This window comes from Nonlabens sp. Asnod2-A12 (assembly GCF_045063745.1).
Lineage (GTDB): Bacteria > Bacteroidota > Bacteroidia > Flavobacteriales > Flavobacteriaceae > Nonlabens > Nonlabens xylanidelens.
In genome coordinates this window covers 617,538-633,822 of sequence record NZ_JBEFOB010000003.1, presented here as the reverse complement: position 1 = coordinate 633,822, position 16,285 = coordinate 617,538, and the positions used below count along the sequence as shown (strand labels likewise).

Below are 16,285 nucleotides of genomic sequence, written 5' to 3'. Positions count from 1 at the left end.
AAAGCAGGATTAATATATGATGACGACGGATATAGAAGTGTACTGGTTAGAAATTAAGTAAAATTCGCTTGTTTTTTACCACAGTTCTTTGTTAGGCAATGTTATTTATTATTTTCTAATATTTTCAACAGTTTTTTAGGATTCTGTCTATTATCCCAAAAGGCAGTGATAATGATTTCTTTGTCATTAAATTTATAATAAATACTGAAATTACCTAAAGAAGCAACTCTTGTATCCTTAAAATCAGTTTCTTTATAAATTAAAGGTTCTTCCGCTATTTGAGTTGTTCTTTCAGATACTAATTCTATTAGTTTTTTTGAGTAAGTATTTGACTTATTTCTTTCAACCCAATATTTTAAAATTCCCACGAATTGAATGTCAGCAGTTCGAGTCCAAATTACATTGCGTTTAGCCATTCCAAATTCCTTTTATTCATAGCATCTTGGGAAATTAATTTTCCGTTTTTGATGTCCTGTTCGCTCATATCCAACATTGTTTTTTGTTCTTTTGTTAATTCAATTGTGTCAGATTCTGAAGAACTTGATGTAATTAGTTTGTCAAGAGCGACTAAAAAGTCTTCATTTTTAATTGATAGTATTTTGTCAATCAATCCGTTTCGTATGTTATCTACTGTTGCCATTTCTAATTAATTTAATTTTATAAATATCCGAAAAAATGCTCTTTTTTCCTAATATTTCACATCAGCCAAAGGTATAATGCGAGTGAGGCACCCCATTGGTATGCTGTTGTTTTGGTTGTAGATGTGAAAGTACAAATCAAATTTGATATTCATTCACCTTACAAGTAGTATAAATGATAGAGCAGGAGTAAGTTGCTATATGATAATAGATATAGAAGTATACTTGTTTGAAATTAAGTGAAATTCACTTGTATTTTACCACAGTTCTTTGTTACCCAACGTTTTTTATTCACAGGTTGATTTTAATCTTTTTTTTCCATTTTCTTCAACTAATTCGTATCCATTATCTAACATTGGCTGGAAACTTTTTCTTCCAGTAAAGTGCCATAATAAATGTCCGTAAGTACATTTATCTATTCTTCCAATATCCAATTCATTTTTCATTAGTAACTTTAATTCATCCCAATACTTTTTTGGTGCGTGAACTAATAAGATATATGGATTAAATTCTGGGTCTATAAATTCTTTGTCATAATATTTCTTAATACGATTTAAACTGGGGAAACCATATTTTTTTGTGATTTCAATCATTCTTTCAGTATGTTCGGCATCTTTTGGATTGATATATTTCTTCCAAATTAGTTTTCCTATGCTATCGGATTCAAACTGTCGTTTATTCATTTCTGACACCCTTAAACTATCAGGTAGGTTTTCAATTCTGTCAGTTTCTGACTTGTCAAAAGTTTTAAAAATTATGTATTCACGCAAAGTTTGGTCATAACCATACATAAATTCCATTTCTTCAATTAAATTGATAATGTCTTTTTGTAAAAGTGAATCTTTTTCTGTTTGAGAGTAAATTATATTGCCTAAAAGAAGACTTAAAATCAGTAGTTTAAATTTCATTCTCGATGTTTTTTCAAATGTTGTACAACGTTGTTGTATATGGTTTGTTGCGTGTTTCAAGCAACTAATTTAGTAAATAATCACAGATAGAAAGTCCGCGAGGATTTTCGTAAGTAGGCTAGAAGCCAGCAATTAATTATGCATGATTTACGTGAGCTATGCAGTTATTCTGGATTAACACCTATAATAAAGCAAAGCGGAACGAGTATAAATGGAAGAGCTCGAATAAGTAAAATAGGTAACCAGAAGTTAAGAAACCTACTGTTTATGTGCAGTTTTAATGCTTGTAAATACAACAAAGCATGCAAGGCAATTTACGATCGAATAGTAGCCAAAGGAAAGAGTAAAAAACTAGCTTTGATAGCTGTCTGTAATAAGCTCTTAAAACAGGCTTTTGCCATAGCAAAATCAGGATTAATATACGATGACGGATATAGAAGTGTACTGGTTAGAAATTAAGTGAAATTCGCTTGTTTTTTACCACAGTTCTTTGTTAGCTGTAGTTTATTTTTTCAAATACGTCTTTATATTTCTCAAATAAAACTAAATCTCCTCTTCCAATATTAGTGTAATATAAGAATTCATAAATTTTAGACTTATTTTGATTAAATATCTTTCTAGGTATCTGTTGTTGAATTTTTTGTACTTCATTGAATATGTTCGGACGTTCTTTAAAGTATAGTATTTTTTGTATTAAATCGTGGTATATCTTTTCATATTCAGGACTTTCGTCTATAAGTGGAACAAAGGTTCGATGCAATAAAGATGACCTAACATTATAGCATATATATTCAAGCCAGTTGTTGAAACTACCTTTTTTTGCTACAGAATCCAAGTTGTTTAAAATGGTTAAATAAATCATTGTTGAACTGTCAATATCAATAGGCAAATAAGTTGAAGTAACAGATTTTGCTCCCATTTGTAAAAAGGCATTCGCTATCGTATTGAATGTTCCATATGTTGGTGATGTACCACAAGCAGAAAGAAATACTAATGGTACTGTAATTAAATTGTTAATAATATCATCGTGAGTAAGCTCTTCATTTCCAATTTTTATAAATGTCTGTTTATTTGTTGAATTAAAATCTGCGTGACTATCAATAATCAAAAAATCAGGCCTAAATTTAAGTACGGTTTTGACAAAGTCTTTTACTGTTAAACAAGTTTTGATTGTGAATCCTTTTTCTTTTGAGGACTTGTCAATTAGTTCTCTCCATTTTTTAAACTCAATATCTTCAGTTCCAACAATAACTAAAGTCCTTTTTATTATATCTTGTTTGACTTCAAAGTCAAGAACTGAATTGAAAGCATATGATTGTATTAAGTTGTTGTGAGTTGTCTCTGGTAATCTAGTGATATCGTGAGTGAATGATAAAGGGATTTTATTTATTCTAATCCATTCAAGTGGAAGGTCACTAATACCTATTATTTGCGAGTTTCTTTTTCTTAAATTGTTTTTAAATTTCTCACTAAAAATTTTACTAGATATTTTGTCTCCAATTTTAAATATTGTGTCACTTAATTTATTTTGAGATTTTAAAGTGAGGAATTTATGAAAATGTTGAGGCGCTAAAAAGGATAGTTCTCGATAAATTGATTTGCCTAATAACGGAAGTCTTACGTAAGGTGAGAAGCTGAAACTTGAAGTTAAAAAACCAATACTGTCTAGAAAGTGAAATTTTTGTTTAATAAATTGAGCACCAGCGTTAACTACTATATGCTCACTTGTAATGTTTTCATCACTATTTGTTTCAAACACATTAATATAATTGGTTGTTTGCTCAACTTGGATAGTAGCAATCCTCTTTTTTAAGTCTTTATCTTTATTTTCAGGAAAGAAATCTAAAATATCAGGGTTGTTAAAAGGCAAACAAAAAATAATAGGTTTAACGTCAAAAGTATATGGTAAAGGGAAAGAAGCTCTACTGTAAGTTTTAGTCAGGAAATCAAAACTTTCAATCTGTTTTAAATATAAATTTAATCTATTGAATGAATTACTTTCTTTGAGTGCTTTTTCTACCTCTTTTTCAACAATGTCTTCTTCTGTATCATAGTTGAAAGAGAAATTACCAATAAGATTATTATAAATTAAATAATTATTTTTAGTTGGTATGAAGTAATCATATGTCTTTAATTGAGATGTTTCTAAATTTATGCTTAAATACTCGCTTACCTCGTTTTTAATTTTTAAAGCTCCGAATATTTCATTTTTTTCTAAAATTAATCTATCCAAGAGTGAATTAATTTCGTAACCAAATTCCGAGTTGTCGATATTTAGGATTCTTGTTAAAAAGTCATTTTGTTTTTCTAACTCTGACTTTAAAACCTTGTCTTTTTCATCCTCTAGAAGTAGTATTTTTAGGTTTTTAGTGCCCTTTATAAATTTTAATAGTTCGGTAGTGTCAGTTCTTTTAAAGAAGGATATTCTATATGGTTTGGATTTAATATCATTTATTTCATTGATTAGATAATATTCTGGGTTTTCTAATTGAAATAGATTTTTCGGAAAGAATTTTAAACAGTCTAATGAAGAGCTATTGATATTTTGGGGAAACAAAAAAGGTAATTGATTTTTTTCATATTCATCAATTAACAAAATATATACAATGTCACTTTTAAAAGCATTTCTTGACTTCATTTATTTACAATCGTGGTAATTACAGCTAACGGTTAGTATAAGAAACGTAGGGCAGGAGATAAGCGATACGTTTCGGTTTGGTACTAAGCCAAATATAATATTTTGCTTTTATCTTTTTGTTGAAAATGCCAAATTTTATATTTGGCGACTTTGTAAATAAACACAGACCTTTCGGGAAGCCTAAACCGCCCTATGTTTTTTATACATTGTTATGCCCTGGCTTTTTTTAGTTCATAATGTTTTCAATAACAGAAACCATAGTTGTAAATTCTTCAAGTTCTATTGGGTTTTCATTATTTTCAGTTCCATTGTGCATTTCTCCTCCAGATGCTCTGCCGTGAATATTTTCGAGTTTGTCAATTGTTTCATTATCATTCTTTAGCTTTTTAAGTTCTGCCCAAGCTATTCGACTATTTTTATTACTATATTTTGTTGGTAGTTGATTATTAAATACGACTTCATCTATTACACATTCAACGGTTTTTCTTAATAAACTAGCTGTTTTCATTTCTTCTTCAAACGGAGAGTTTTGCAACAATCTTTTAATTTCCGATAAATGCTCTTTTGCCTTGTTAGATTTATAGTTTCTTAAAACCCCCTTTATATTTTGACCTTCACTATTGACTTGATATACTCTTATATGTTTCCCTTTAGATTTATTACAGTCTGAATCTATAGTTTTACATATATGGTTTTCTTTTGAAGTTTCAAAAGCATCAAGGAATAAGCGATTATGGTTAAATAAAATTACTTGATTTTCTAACTTTAATAATCTTTGAGCGAATTTCCCTGCTATTCTATGGTCAAGACTATTGACTGGGTCGTCAAGTATTATTGGGTTTTTACTTTTTTGAATTTTTGCTTCCGCAATAAATAATGCTAATACAACTGCCTTTTGTTCTCCCTCACTTAATATAGTTTTAATATCGTTACTTTTCGAAAGCATTAATTTAGTACTTGAAGTTCCTTTACCGCCTTGAGCATTCTCTATTTTTACTTTTAAATTATTATAACCAAGAAAACTTAACTCTTCTTTAAAACTCTCTTTAAGAGTTTCTGTTAATAGTTGACTATGTGCTTGTTTGGATAGCTCTGTAATACTTCTAGTGTTAATTTTTGAGGCTTTTTTTCTTATTTTATTTTCTAAAATATCGGCTTCAAACCATTTTTTAATGTTCTCTTTCTGTTTATTTATAGATTCGTTTTCTTGAAGTCTTTTTAATGAGGTTTCTAGTTTTTCAATCCTACTTACTTTTTTAGTTTTATCATCCGATAACGTATCAATTTCTTTTTTTATAGATACGGAAATAGAATTTAGTTTGCTAGTAATAATTTCAATAGTAGGTAAGTCGTTTTCGAGTTTGAAATTTCCAACCTTAATTTGTTCGATTAATTTCTCTCTCTCTAAAGTGAACTGAGTATTTGTTTTTAAAATTACACTGTAAAACGATTCATTATTTCCTTCAAGTTTGTTTTTATCTAAAATATCTTGAATATTCTTTTTAATTATCAATGATGTTGAGAAAGCTTCAATATTCTTTTTTAGTTGATTTATTGTTTTTATAGAATTATTTAATTTTTGTTCAGATTCATCTTTTAAATAATTGCCATAAGCTCTAATTAATGCCGTTGCATTTTCGTCTCGTAAAGTTTGACGACAATAAATACATATTTTATCACTATCTTCTACTTTTGATGTATATTTTTCGCCAGATTGAATAAATTCTTTCCATTCAGAATTGTCATTATTTGGAATTGTAGATAAAATTTCGAATTGTTTTTTAGCTAATTCGTTAGCTTCCTTGTGTTTTGTTATTGATTCTAATTCAATTTTAATATTGTTACGAAATTCAGATAATTTTTTGTGAGTATTTTCTATATATGTTTTAATGCTCTCAATATCTGATTTATCACTCTGTTTAAGCTTGATTTTATCTTGAATATTTATTTGTTTTAAATCTTCAATTTCTTTTTTTACTTTGATTAGATTATCAGTACTTTCTGCTGTAAAATCAAATAAATTTTCAATTTGTGTTTTTATTGAATCAGAAATTTGATTATTTTCAAATGAAGTCTTTATTTCATTTTGAAAATATTTCAACTCTAGTGTTGGTTTTTCTAATCGTTTCTTGTCAGCATTATCATTGAGTTGTTTTTTAAATTTATCAATTAAAACTACCAAGCTTGAAAAGAGATTTAACCCTAATGGTTGTATTAAAGTGCTGTCAGCTTTTCGAGTTTCTAACAAACCGTTGAGATATGAAGAGTCAAAAACTTTACACTTGTTTAAGATGTCAAGTGAGCGAGTATTCCCGTCCCAGTTTATTGTTTGAATTGATTTGTTCTTTTCTTTAAAAGATATATTTACATCAATTGTTATTGGATTCTCTAAGTATATGTTAGAAGAAACTTTCTTCTTTTGATTTCCTCCTACAATTTCATTTAAAACCTTAAAGTAACTACTTTTTCCTGCTCCATTTAATCCATACAGTATAGTAACATCATTTTGGAACTTAATAGTTTGAGATTGCTTTAAAGCATTTACACCTTTATTATGTTCTAATGATATTATGCGAATTTCCTCACTAGAATTACTATCATTTATGTTAGGCTCATTAATGGTTAAAGTGGAGCCATTTATTAAATTATTATATACTTCTAGTTTTTTATCATCAGAAATATTTCCATTAGATTCAATGACTTCATAAATTAAGAACTTTAGCCAATCAGGTTGTGATTCTGCAAATTCCTTTAAATATTCTTTCGCATTAATTTTCATAAATATGTTCTAGGTTTTTGCTTGGGCATAACGTTAAGTATAAGAAATCGTAGGGCAGGTGATAAGCACTTTCGTTTCGGTTTATTACTTAGCTAAATATAAATATTTTGCTTTTATCTTTTCCATTATAAACGTCAAATTTTATATTTAGCGGATTTTGTTAATACTCACAGACCTTTCGGTTTAACACAAACGCCCTATGTTTTTTATACCGTGTTGTACAGCGTTTTTATTCGATTAGTATATTTAAATCAACTATGAATTTATTCTCGGGATGTTCCCTATAATCATTGTGATAAATTTCAAATGGATTTTCTATGCTCTTTTTATATCCGTTTTCATTCATCCAAATGAAAAGACTTGTCCAAGATTTTTCGAATTCATTAGGTGTAATTTCAAAACGACCAACAATACATTTCCCTTTCTTAATAGTCAATTTATTAATCTCACCTTCTGTTTCAAAAGGCTCGTTAGTTGCTAAAAATATACTCATACGTACCTTATTAGGTTCAGTAACTTTGAAACTATCGTAGAAAATCCTACCCATTTTTGTTTCTGAATTATTAAGCAAACCTTTGGGAATTGCCCATTTCGTGAGTTTTTCAAAAGCGTTTTCAATTCCGTTTATTCCAACGTGAGTTACTCCAGCTAAATTCAATTCAGGTGTTTCTTTAATTTCAATTTTTGCATTCATTTCTGTCCATTTTTTTAGATTATCAATGATGCAAATGTATTTTTCATAGTCAGGATATTCTTGTCCGTTCTTGCTTTTTAGTTGACGAATCTTGCTATGTCTATTTGGGTTTTCTTTTATAAATCCGGTTGGACTTATTCCAAAATATTTTTTAAAAGCTCTTGAATATGATGAATTATCACTAAAACCGTATTTGTGCGCTATTTCTGTTGTCGTGATGTTTTTATGCAGTAAATCCAAAGCTGATTTTTCAATTCTCCGTCTTGTCACATATTCATTTAGCGTTTCTTCAGTAATAAATTTGAAAATTCTATGAAAATGAAATGGTGAGAAAAAAGCAACTTCTGAAACAGTGTTCAAAGATAAATCCGATTCCAAGTTTTGGTCAATAAATTCAAAAACTCGGTTAATTCGATTTTTGTAGTCGGTTTCTATTTCTTTATCTAAAATTTTCATCTGTGTTCAAATGCTGTACAACGTGTTTGTATATGGTTTGTTGCGTGTTTAAGCACCTAATTTAGCAAATAAAAACCGAATAGAAAATCCGCGAGGATTTTCGTAAGTAGGCTAGAACTAGCAATAAATTATATACGGTGTTAGCAAAAGTTATTTTTCGTAATAACTCAAAAACATTGTGTGAATTTGATGTTCAGCTTTCAGTTTTCTGGTAAACTCAAATATCCTTTCAAATGGATTTTCATTTGAGTCATATTCATCATTGTAAAAAACAGAGTTCTTCCTTTCAAATTCATTTATAAAATTTATATAACTCCTTTGATTTATTCCAAAATCTTTTCTTTCATTAGCATAATTTAAAATCTTTGAAATTTGATTGGATAATCTATAATCATTTTCCAACGTTTCTCCTCCGTGCCAAGCTACATTTCCTCCGCTTTTAGAATAAGAATAGTGATGTTTGTGTGTATTTGTGATTTTATGTGGTGGAATAGAAATGTGATGCCTTAAAAATGGATTAGTACCTAAATCAAAACTCCTACCAAAACTAGAATCGAAAATTTCAGAATTTCTAGAGTTGAATGGTTCATATGGTAAAAACCGTCTGTACCAATCTTGGTTCATTAACTTTTCATATTCATCTAGTTCTAATGTCAAAGGTGCAATATAAAGAGCAAATTGATTTGGTTGATTATTTAGTCTAAAAAGTATATTGTGCTGAAAATCAGTCGCACGATTTGCCATTCTTCTTAATTGAAAATATAAAATTGGATTTCCACCTAATTCATTTCGTTTTCTATATTTAATAATATTTGCAAGTGGATATTTTCTATACCTTTCAAGAATATTTGCTTTTGGGTTTAATCCTTGAGAAACTTTGAATTGTAAATAAATTGGAATAAATCTTCTAAATAATTTATCAGCACCTGTTGTTTGTTCATCTACTGATATAAGTCGAAATCTACGAGACCAAAGAGGTGTAACATATCCTAAATAAGAAGCTACATCTGATTCAATTTGGTTTTCATTTAATTCGCTGTCTAACTTAAATGACATAGTTCTTTCTAATTTTTGCTAACTGTTATATATGAGCAATGTACTAAAAAACCATTCACTAACCCTGCCATATGGGTTGTATATAAGAACTTTTTTGTGACATTTTATGTATTGCGGTTTTAGGTGTATATAAGAACTTTTTATTATTAAACGTTTAATATCGACTAGAGTTTCTTTCATTTCTAGACCTAAAAAAGACCAACGCATCTGGTTGGTCTTATAGGTGTGTGTTGTGTTGTAATGTGTTGGTTAGATGTTCCGCTTTCGCGCAAGCGGTATCTATAGTATAGTTATTTTATGTGTCTAGACTGTAGGGTAGGTGCTGCTGTTTATTGGGGTATTAAAATGTTGGGTCTGGCTGTTTGCGCTGGTCCCATTTAATATCGCTCAAGGCGCTTGCTTTTATCCCTATAAAGAAGAACCAGCTGTTACTGGTACCTATAGGTGTCCAGTTAAAACTCATGGTAAAACTCTCTAGATCGCGCTGAAAACGTAATGTGGTAAAGGACACACCTTTATTTGCAAAATCATAACCGGTGTTACCACCTATGGACCATCGTGGGGACAGTTCTAGGTCACCGCTTACCATAAGACTTTGCTGGTTGATCTCGTTCTGGCGCTGTGCGTTGTTATAGGTCATGGTGTAGGCAAAGTTGAGTGACCACGGTAAATCAAATTTATAGCGGTCTTTATTTACGTCTACGTCTTGCTTTACAGGCTCTTGTTTTTGCTCGCGACTGTAGTCTATGGACTGGCCGAAGAGGTCGTCATCGCGACCACCATTTTGCTGGGTGCGCTCGTTAGATTTTTCTTTATCGCTGTCTTTATCGCCTTTTTTAAAGTCTTCACTACTCAGTTTAAAACTGGTACGTATTCCTGCTCGTGTAAGTCTAAATAAACTACCGCCATTATCTATATTAAAGGTATCGATGCGGTTGTTATTATTATCTAGGGCATAGGGATCTAGATTTGCGTCAAAGTTAAGGTCTATGTTCTTAGTTATGGGTATGACACCACGTAGGGTAACTGGACTCCAGTTAAGGGAATCTCCTGCAATGTTGTATGAGGTGTTAAAGGATAGTGATTTAAGTACTTGTACCTTGCGTAGATCGGTTTTTGTAGAATCGCGATCGCGCACTTTGGCCTCTATGTTGTTTTGTATACCTAGACTAACGCTACTAGAAAAATTACGTCCTGGTGCACCAAACAAGGTTCCTTCAAAACGGCTGAAGAATTGCTCTTCTTCGCTAGGAGCGTCTAGACCTTGCTCTGTTAATATACGGTCGTAGTATTGGTCAAAACTAGGATTTGCACTGTAGCTTAAATTAGGACGTATGATGTGACGTACGGCCTGTATTTTTGATTCTGGATTTTTTGATTTCCAGCTACCATAAACGGTAGTACCTACACTGGCTCCATAACTATAGGTGCGGTATGCGTCAAAACCGCTTATGGTGTCTGTCACGGTTTCAAAAACACCGTCTTCATCTTCTACAAATTTCTGTCTGAAGGTTTCAAACACCCAGTTTTCTTGAAAGTTGGCATTGGCACTGAAACTGAAGTAGCCTGCTTTAAAGTTAGTCGCTACCGGTATGCTGTGTTGTAAACCAGAAACGGCGTTGTCAAACATTTTTTCTGTCAGGAAATCGTCTCCATTTGTGGTAATACGATTTTCACCTCTTAAATTGTACTGTAAATTTATATTTTGAATCACTCCTTTTTTTACACCTTCTTTGGGTGCAAATGGATAGACTCTAGAGACACTACCTTGTAGAGTAGGTAGGGTTAGGTTAACGACGTCTGTGTTGGTGTTTTGGTTTTGTGTTATACTGGCGCTCAAATTTACTTGCGGCTCTCCACTGAAGGATTTTGAATAGGATATGGAACTGCTCAGGTTGTTTACTAGTGTGGCGCTCTGGTTGATCTGGTTAAAGGACTCTCTATAAAACTCACTACTACCCAGGTTTACACTGGCGCTAAATGTGGAACTAGGACTGGACTTGCTGTCTTGTGAGTGCTGCCAGTTAATGTTGTAACGAGAGGTTTGTGAAAAGTCAGAAAAACCACGCTCGCTTTGCAGTTGGTTTTCAAAAAGGAATCTTAAACTACCGTTATATTTATACCGCACGCGGTAATTGCTCTCTACTCGTGCACCATAACTACCGTTTGTAAAATAGTCTCCTAATACGGTAAGGTCCATGTAGTCGTTAACGGCAAAATAGTAACCACCGTTTTGTAAAAAATATCCCTGCGTGTTGTTGTTACCGAAGGATGGGATAACGACACCACTCTTGCGCTCTGTAGTCATAGGGAAATAAGCAAATGGTAAACCTAGCGGTGTAGGCACGTCTGCAATGTACATGTTTACCAGACCGGTGACGATCTTTTTACCTGGGACAAATTTTATTTTACGTGCCAGGAAATAATATTCTGGATTATCTGGATTCTTAGAAGTGGTAAAACGTGCGTTTTTCATGTAGAAAACAGAATCGTTTACCTTCTTAGTCACGTCTGCCACGACATTAAACTCTCCTTGTGTGGTGCTAGAATTATAGGTAAGCGCTTTTTGAGAATCTTTATTAAATACTATAGAGTCTGGTTTAACCACATTGGTACCTTGTGTAAAGACCGGTTTTTGTGTGTAACCTAGAGAATCTTGCACGATACCATAGGCTGTTATATTACCAGTATTGTTATTAATAATTATGGTACCGGCTTCTATGGTAATGTCTCCATAAGTGATTTTTGCCTCGTTATAAAGGGTAACGGTATTTGCTCTTCTATCGATGCGTTTATAGTCCTTTGCGGTAGATTCTACTACGTATTCTAGAACTGCTTTGGGCTTTTTTATAGAATCGTTAACGACGGTGTCGTTCTCTTTTTTAAGGTCCTCTATATTAACCACAGTTTTGGCAGGCTTTTTTTCTGCTTCTTTTTCAGTAGGTTGTGGCGCTGGTGCTGGTATAGGTGTACCAGTTTCTGGTAGCTCTTGTGCTATTGCAGTAGCAGCACTTAATAAAAAGAGCGTTAAAAAAATTATATGCTTTAAATGTAAATGCAATCTAGGTTGTACTATTTTCGTTGTTAGAAATGGTCTGGTTTTTGAAATGTCAAAACTACATATAAATTTTAAGCGTTTTTTGATAATTACGCTTTCGCGAAAGCGAATTAATAAACAACACATTCACAACTCATAAGTTTAATATGAAAACGAAGTTATATCTTATTATTGCCTTAATTATTATACCAGTGTTATCGATTGCAAATATACCCATCGATTCTACAAAAACTAATGTTAAAAAGGTTTTTACCGTTGTACTGGATGCAGGCCATGGTGGTAAGGACTCTGGTAAATTTGTAGCCAATACAAAAGAGTCGGATATAGCGCTTAAGGTTGTTAAAATACTGGGAAAACAACTCGAGTCGCATGCCGATATTAAAGTGGTTTACACACGTACGACAGATAAATTTCTAGAATTATATCAACGAGCAGACATAGCAAATAATGCAAAAGCAGACCTTTTTGTGTCGGTACACTGTAACGCAGCTGCGGCAACACAGGCCAAAGGAAATGAAACATGGGTGCTAGGAATACATAGAAATGCAGATAATCTAGAAGTGGTGCAACGAGAGAATTCTGTTATTTTATTAGAAGAAGATTATAAGGAAAAGTATGTGGGTTTTGACCCCAATGATCCATCTAGCTTTGCTACTAATCTTATGATTCAAGAAGAATACCTGGATAATAGTATAGAAATGGGTGCAAACGTTCAAAAACGATTTGCCGAAGATTTAAAGCGCAAGAATAGAGGTGTGAAGCAAGCAGGATTTGCGGTACTGAGACTTTCTTATATGCCTAGTGTCCTTATAGAAACTGGTTTTCTAACTAATAAAGAGGAGCGCACCTTTCTTAAAAGCAGCGCTGGACAGAAAAAAGTAGCAGCATCTATTTATGACGCGGTACTGGATTATCAAAAAAATAGAGATATCAACCTTTTTGAAGTAGAACAAATAGATACTTCTAGTCCTACGGTTATAAAACCAGCCGCTAGTAATGCTATTTATAAGGTGCAAATAAGTGCGAGTAGTAAGAGGCTTGCAGCAAAGTCTTACAACTTTAATAAGCTGCCAGAAATCTCTAGAGAGAAGGATGGTGGTATATATCGATACTTTACTGGTAATTTTTCTAGCTTAAAAGAGGCGTCTGATTTGCGTAAAAAAGCCATCGCAAAGGGTTATAAATCAGCGTTTATCGTGATTTATGAGAATGGAGAACGTCGCAGGTTGTGATAACTCATAAAAAAATGTTAGTCCATATAAATTAAGCTTGCCGTATCTTTACCTTCGTAGAAAAGGATATAAATGAAATTTTCAAAGGAAATTAAAGTTGGAATGCTTACTGTGGGAGCAATAGCACTCTTTATTTTTGGGTATCAATATTTAAAAGGTCGCAATCTTTTGAGTGATGATCGTTCCTTCTATGCCGTGTATGATAATGTAGAAGGGCTTACGTCGTCTGCACCAGTGACTATTAACGGTTTACGTGTCGGTAATATCGATAACATAGACTTTTTAGACAGTTCTGGTAGATTGCTGGTTAAGTTTCATGTAAATGAATCTTTCAAATTCTCTTCAGAAAGTGTAGCTTCTGTTTACAGCACCAGTATTATAGGTGGTAAAGCACTAGCGATTGTACCTAATTATCAAAGTAAAGCAAGACCTGCGCAACCTGGTGATACTCTTAAATCTAGTACAGACGAGGGATTACAGGGTAAGGTTATGGAAGAATTTTTACCTTTAAAGGATAAGATAGAAAGCATGATTGTTAATGCAGACTCTGTTCTATCTGCAGTAAATCAAACACTAAATCCAGATACTAGACTTGCGATTACTAACAGCCTAGACGAAGTAAATAAAACGCTTGTAGAAATAAGAGGACTTTCTAAAAATGCAAGCTCTTTACTAGCCGATAATAAAACAGAACTTAATAGTACGATTAAGAATCTAGATGTGACTACCAGAAACTTTGCCGCTATATCTGACACACTAGCACAAGTGGAAATAGCTGGTACGGTAAAAGAATTAGAAAATGCAATTTCTAAATTTAATGTAGTTTTAGATGATGTAGCATCAGGTAAAGGAAGTCTCGGTAAATTAATGACCGATGATAAACTTTATAACAACTTAGAAAGAACCACACGACAGGCAGAAATGTTGATGCAGGATATCAAATTGAATCCTAAGCGTTATGTGCATTTTTCTGTATTTGGAAAAAAGCCTGGAGAGTATGAAAAACCAGAAGATAGAGATCAATAATTGACCATGGAATATATACCTAATATTATTTTTACATTACTCCTTATTGCTGGAGTAGGATTTTTTGCGAGCAATATTAAAAAAATGATTCGCAATATTAAGCTAGGAAAAGAAGTAGATCGCTCTGACCGTAAAGGAGAACGATTTGCACAAATGGCACGTATCGCTTTAGGGCAATCTAAAATGGTGCGCCGTCCAGTTGCTGGTTTCTTGCATATAGTAGTTTATGTAGGTTTTGTGATTATTAACATAGAGGTTCTAGAAATCATTATCGATGGTATTACAGGACAGCACAGAATATTTGCACCTTTCTTAGGTGGTGTGTACGATTTCTTGATAGCAACATTTGAAATCCTTGCATTTTTAGTTCTAGCATCTGTTATCGTTTTCTGGATAAGAAGAAATGTAATGAACATTAAACGTTTCATTATGGGAGAGCTTAAAGGCTGGCCTAAAAATGATGCCAATTATATTCTTTATTTTGAAGTAGTTTTAATGTCGTTGTTTTTAACCATGAACGCAGCAGACTTTACCATACAACAAGGTGTTCTTGCAGGACAGTTTACTAGCGAGGCAGCATTACATTATATCAACGCAGGTAGTTTTCCTATCAGTGGTTTTATAGCGCCGTTATTTGATGGTCTAAGTTTTGAAACTTTACATATTATTGAAAGAACTTGCTGGTGGTTGCACATCGTAGGTATTCTTATTTTCTTAAACTACTTGTACTGGTCTAAGCATTTACACATTATGCTTGCTTTTCCAAATGTATATTTTGCAAAACTTACCCCTAAAGGGCAGTTGACTAACATGGAGGCTGTTACTAAAGAAGTAAAAATGATGATGGATCCAGATGCAGATCCATTTGCAGCACCAGATCCAAGTGAGGCAGACGAAGTTCCTGCAGCGCTAGGAGCAAATGATATTTTTGATCTCGATCAAGTACAATTACTTAACGCATATACCTGTACAGAATGTGGACGTTGTACGTCAGAGTGTCCAGCAAATATTACTGGTAAGAAATTAAGCCCGCGTAAAATCATGATGGAAACTCGTGATAGACTAGAAGATGTAGGTGCGGTAATAAATAAAGAAGGTGAGTGGAAAGATGACGGTAAGACCTTGTTAAACGACTACATCACACCAGAAGAATTATGGGCTTGTACTACATGTAACGCATGTGTAGAGGCTTGTCCTATAGGTATCGATCCATTAAGTATCATAATGGAGATGAGAAGATATTTAGTATTAGAAAATAGTGCGGCACCTACAGAACTTAATGTTACTATGGGTAACATAGAGAACAATGGTGCGCCATGGCCGTATAACCAAATGGACCGTTTAAACTGGTCAAAAGAGTAAATTATGAGTGAAGAACAGTTTAATGAAGCCCTTAATGAAGATGGATCTCTAGCTAGTCCAGTACTTCCAGAAGGAGTAAAGAATTATTTAATCGATATAGACGGTACCATTACAGAAGATGTGCCTAATGAAGAACCAGAAAGAATGGCGACTTGTGCACCATTTCCTGATGCTTTAAAAACGCTTAATGAATGGTATGATCAAGGTCATGTGATTTGCTTCTTTACTTCTAGAACAGAAGAACACCGCGAGGTGACTACAGACTGGTTAAATAAACATGGATTTAAATTTCATAGTTTATTAATGGGTAAACCTAGAGGAGGTAATTACCACTGGATAGATAACCACATGGTAAGAGCGACACGTTATACAGGTGAGTTTACACACCTGGTAGAAAAAGAAGTGACTATAGAGGTTTTTAAAAACCATAAATAATTT

The 16,285-nt window shown here is 32.7% G+C and carries 12 protein-coding genes and 1 pseudogene; 5 read left to right on the top strand and 8 right to left on the bottom strand.

From position 1 onward, the window contains the following. Nucleotides 1-101: 101 nt before the first annotated feature. The 3 genes from ACJJVJ_RS02955 to ACJJVJ_RS02945 form a co-directional block, all read right to left on the bottom strand. Nucleotides 102-416, bottom strand: a complete 315-nt coding sequence (locus tag ACJJVJ_RS02955; RefSeq protein WP_405368872.1) for a type II toxin-antitoxin system RelE/ParE family toxin — start codon at nt 414-416, stop codon at nt 102-104. Beyond that, on the bottom strand, nt 398-640 hold the full coding sequence (locus tag ACJJVJ_RS02950) for a hypothetical protein (RefSeq protein WP_405368870.1): 243 nt from the start codon (nt 638-640) through the stop codon (nt 398-400). Before ACJJVJ_RS02950 ends, ACJJVJ_RS02955 begins: the two co-directional genes overlap by 19 nt. A gap of 285 nt (nt 641-925) precedes the next feature. Next, a complete protein-coding gene (locus ACJJVJ_RS02945; RefSeq protein WP_405368868.1) occupies nt 926-1,546 on the bottom strand; it encodes a hypothetical protein in 621 nt (206 codons plus the stop codon). A gap of 153 nt (nt 1,547-1,699) precedes the next feature. Between ACJJVJ_RS02945 and ACJJVJ_RS02940 the strand changes: the two are divergent. After that, nucleotides 1,700-2,005, top strand: a pseudogene (locus ACJJVJ_RS02940) (transposase); the annotation flags it as partial. A 34-nt stretch (nt 2,006-2,039) separates the two neighbouring features. On the opposite strand, the gene ACJJVJ_RS02935 reads toward ACJJVJ_RS02940, so the two are convergent. The 5 genes from ACJJVJ_RS02935 to ACJJVJ_RS02915 form a co-directional block, all read right to left on the bottom strand. Then, nucleotides 2,040-4,184 (bottom strand): CHAT domain-containing protein, encoded by a 2,145-nt coding sequence (locus ACJJVJ_RS02935; protein WP_405368866.1) that lies wholly within the window; start codon nt 4,182-4,184, stop codon nt 2,040-2,042. A gap of 226 nt (nt 4,185-4,410) precedes the next feature. Then, the gene (locus tag ACJJVJ_RS02930; protein ID WP_405368865.1) at nt 4,411-6,963 is read right to left on the bottom strand and encodes a hypothetical protein; all 2,553 of its coding nucleotides are present in this window, start codon (nt 6,961-6,963) and stop codon (nt 4,411-4,413) included. Between the two features lie 229 nt (nt 6,964-7,192). Beyond that, nucleotides 7,193-8,113, bottom strand: a complete 921-nt coding sequence (locus tag ACJJVJ_RS02925) for a GyrI-like domain-containing protein (RefSeq protein WP_405368863.1) — start codon at nt 8,111-8,113, stop codon at nt 7,193-7,195. 150 nt (nt 8,114-8,263) lie between these two features. Further along, nucleotides 8,264-9,169 carry a hypothetical protein gene (locus tag ACJJVJ_RS02920; protein ID WP_405368861.1) on the bottom strand — a complete coding sequence of 302 codons (906 nt, stop codon included), beginning with the start codon at nt 9,167-9,169 and terminating at the stop codon, nt 8,264-8,266. A gap of 340 nt (nt 9,170-9,509) precedes the next feature. Further along, nucleotides 9,510-12,230 (bottom strand): putative LPS assembly protein LptD, encoded by a 2,721-nt coding sequence (locus ACJJVJ_RS02915; protein ID WP_405368860.1) that lies wholly within the window; start codon nt 12,228-12,230, stop codon nt 9,510-9,512. A gap of 143 nt (nt 12,231-12,373) precedes the next feature. Here ACJJVJ_RS02915 and ACJJVJ_RS02910 point away from each other — a divergent pair, with 143 nt between their 5' ends. The 4 genes from ACJJVJ_RS02910 (at nt 12,374) to ACJJVJ_RS02895 (ending at nt 16,282) form a co-directional block, all read left to right on the top strand. After that, complete coding sequence (locus ACJJVJ_RS02910; RefSeq protein WP_405368858.1) at nt 12,374-13,459, top strand: N-acetylmuramoyl-L-alanine amidase; 1,086 nt, start codon at nt 12,374-12,376, stop codon at nt 13,457-13,459. A 72-nt stretch (nt 13,460-13,531) separates the two neighbouring features. After that, nucleotides 13,532-14,485, top strand: a complete 954-nt coding sequence (locus tag ACJJVJ_RS02905; RefSeq protein WP_104515082.1) for an MlaD family protein — start codon at nt 13,532-13,534, stop codon at nt 14,483-14,485. A gap of 6 nt (nt 14,486-14,491) precedes the next feature. Next, nucleotides 14,492-15,847 (top strand): 4Fe-4S dicluster domain-containing protein, encoded by a 1,356-nt coding sequence (locus tag ACJJVJ_RS02900; RefSeq protein WP_405368856.1) that lies wholly within the window; start codon nt 14,492-14,494, stop codon nt 15,845-15,847. Between the two features lie 3 nt (nt 15,848-15,850). Further along, nucleotides 15,851-16,282, top strand: a complete 432-nt coding sequence (locus ACJJVJ_RS02895; RefSeq protein ID WP_104515080.1) for a phosphoheptose isomerase — start codon at nt 15,851-15,853, stop codon at nt 16,280-16,282. The last annotated feature ends 3 nt before the right edge of the window (nt 16,283-16,285 follow it).

What these genes read in the sequence shown, in the direction of transcription:
- ACJJVJ_RS02955 (WP_405368872.1), bottom strand. Translation starts at nt 416, where the DNA reads ATGGCTAAACGCAATGTAATTTGGACTCGAACTGCTGACATTCAATTC.
- ACJJVJ_RS02950 (WP_405368870.1), bottom strand. Translation starts at nt 640, where the DNA reads ATGGCAACAGTAGATAACATACGAAACGGATTGATTGACAAAATACTA.
- ACJJVJ_RS02945 (WP_405368868.1), bottom strand. Translation starts at nt 1,546, where the DNA reads ATGAAATTTAAACTACTGATTTTAAGTCTTCTTTTAGGCAATATAATT.
- ACJJVJ_RS02935 (WP_405368866.1), bottom strand. Translation starts at nt 4,184, where the DNA reads ATGAAGTCAAGAAATGCTTTTAAAAGTGACATTGTATATATTTTGTTA.
- ACJJVJ_RS02930 (WP_405368865.1), bottom strand. Translation starts at nt 6,963, where the DNA reads ATGAAAATTAATGCGAAAGAATATTTAAAGGAATTTGCAGAATCACAA.
- ACJJVJ_RS02925 (WP_405368863.1), bottom strand. Translation starts at nt 8,113, where the DNA reads ATGAAAATTTTAGATAAAGAAATAGAAACCGACTACAAAAATCGAATT.
- ACJJVJ_RS02920 (WP_405368861.1), bottom strand. Translation starts at nt 9,169, where the DNA reads ATGTCATTTAAGTTAGACAGCGAATTAAATGAAAACCAAATTGAATCA.
- ACJJVJ_RS02910 (WP_405368858.1), top strand. Translation starts at nt 12,374, where the DNA reads ATGAAAACGAAGTTATATCTTATTATTGCCTTAATTATTATACCAGTG.
- ACJJVJ_RS02905 (WP_104515082.1), top strand. Translation starts at nt 13,532, where the DNA reads ATGAAATTTTCAAAGGAAATTAAAGTTGGAATGCTTACTGTGGGAGCA.
- ACJJVJ_RS02900 (WP_405368856.1), top strand. Translation starts at nt 14,492, where the DNA reads ATGGAATATATACCTAATATTATTTTTACATTACTCCTTATTGCTGGA.
- ACJJVJ_RS02895 (WP_104515080.1), top strand. Translation starts at nt 15,851, where the DNA reads ATGAGTGAAGAACAGTTTAATGAAGCCCTTAATGAAGATGGATCTCTA.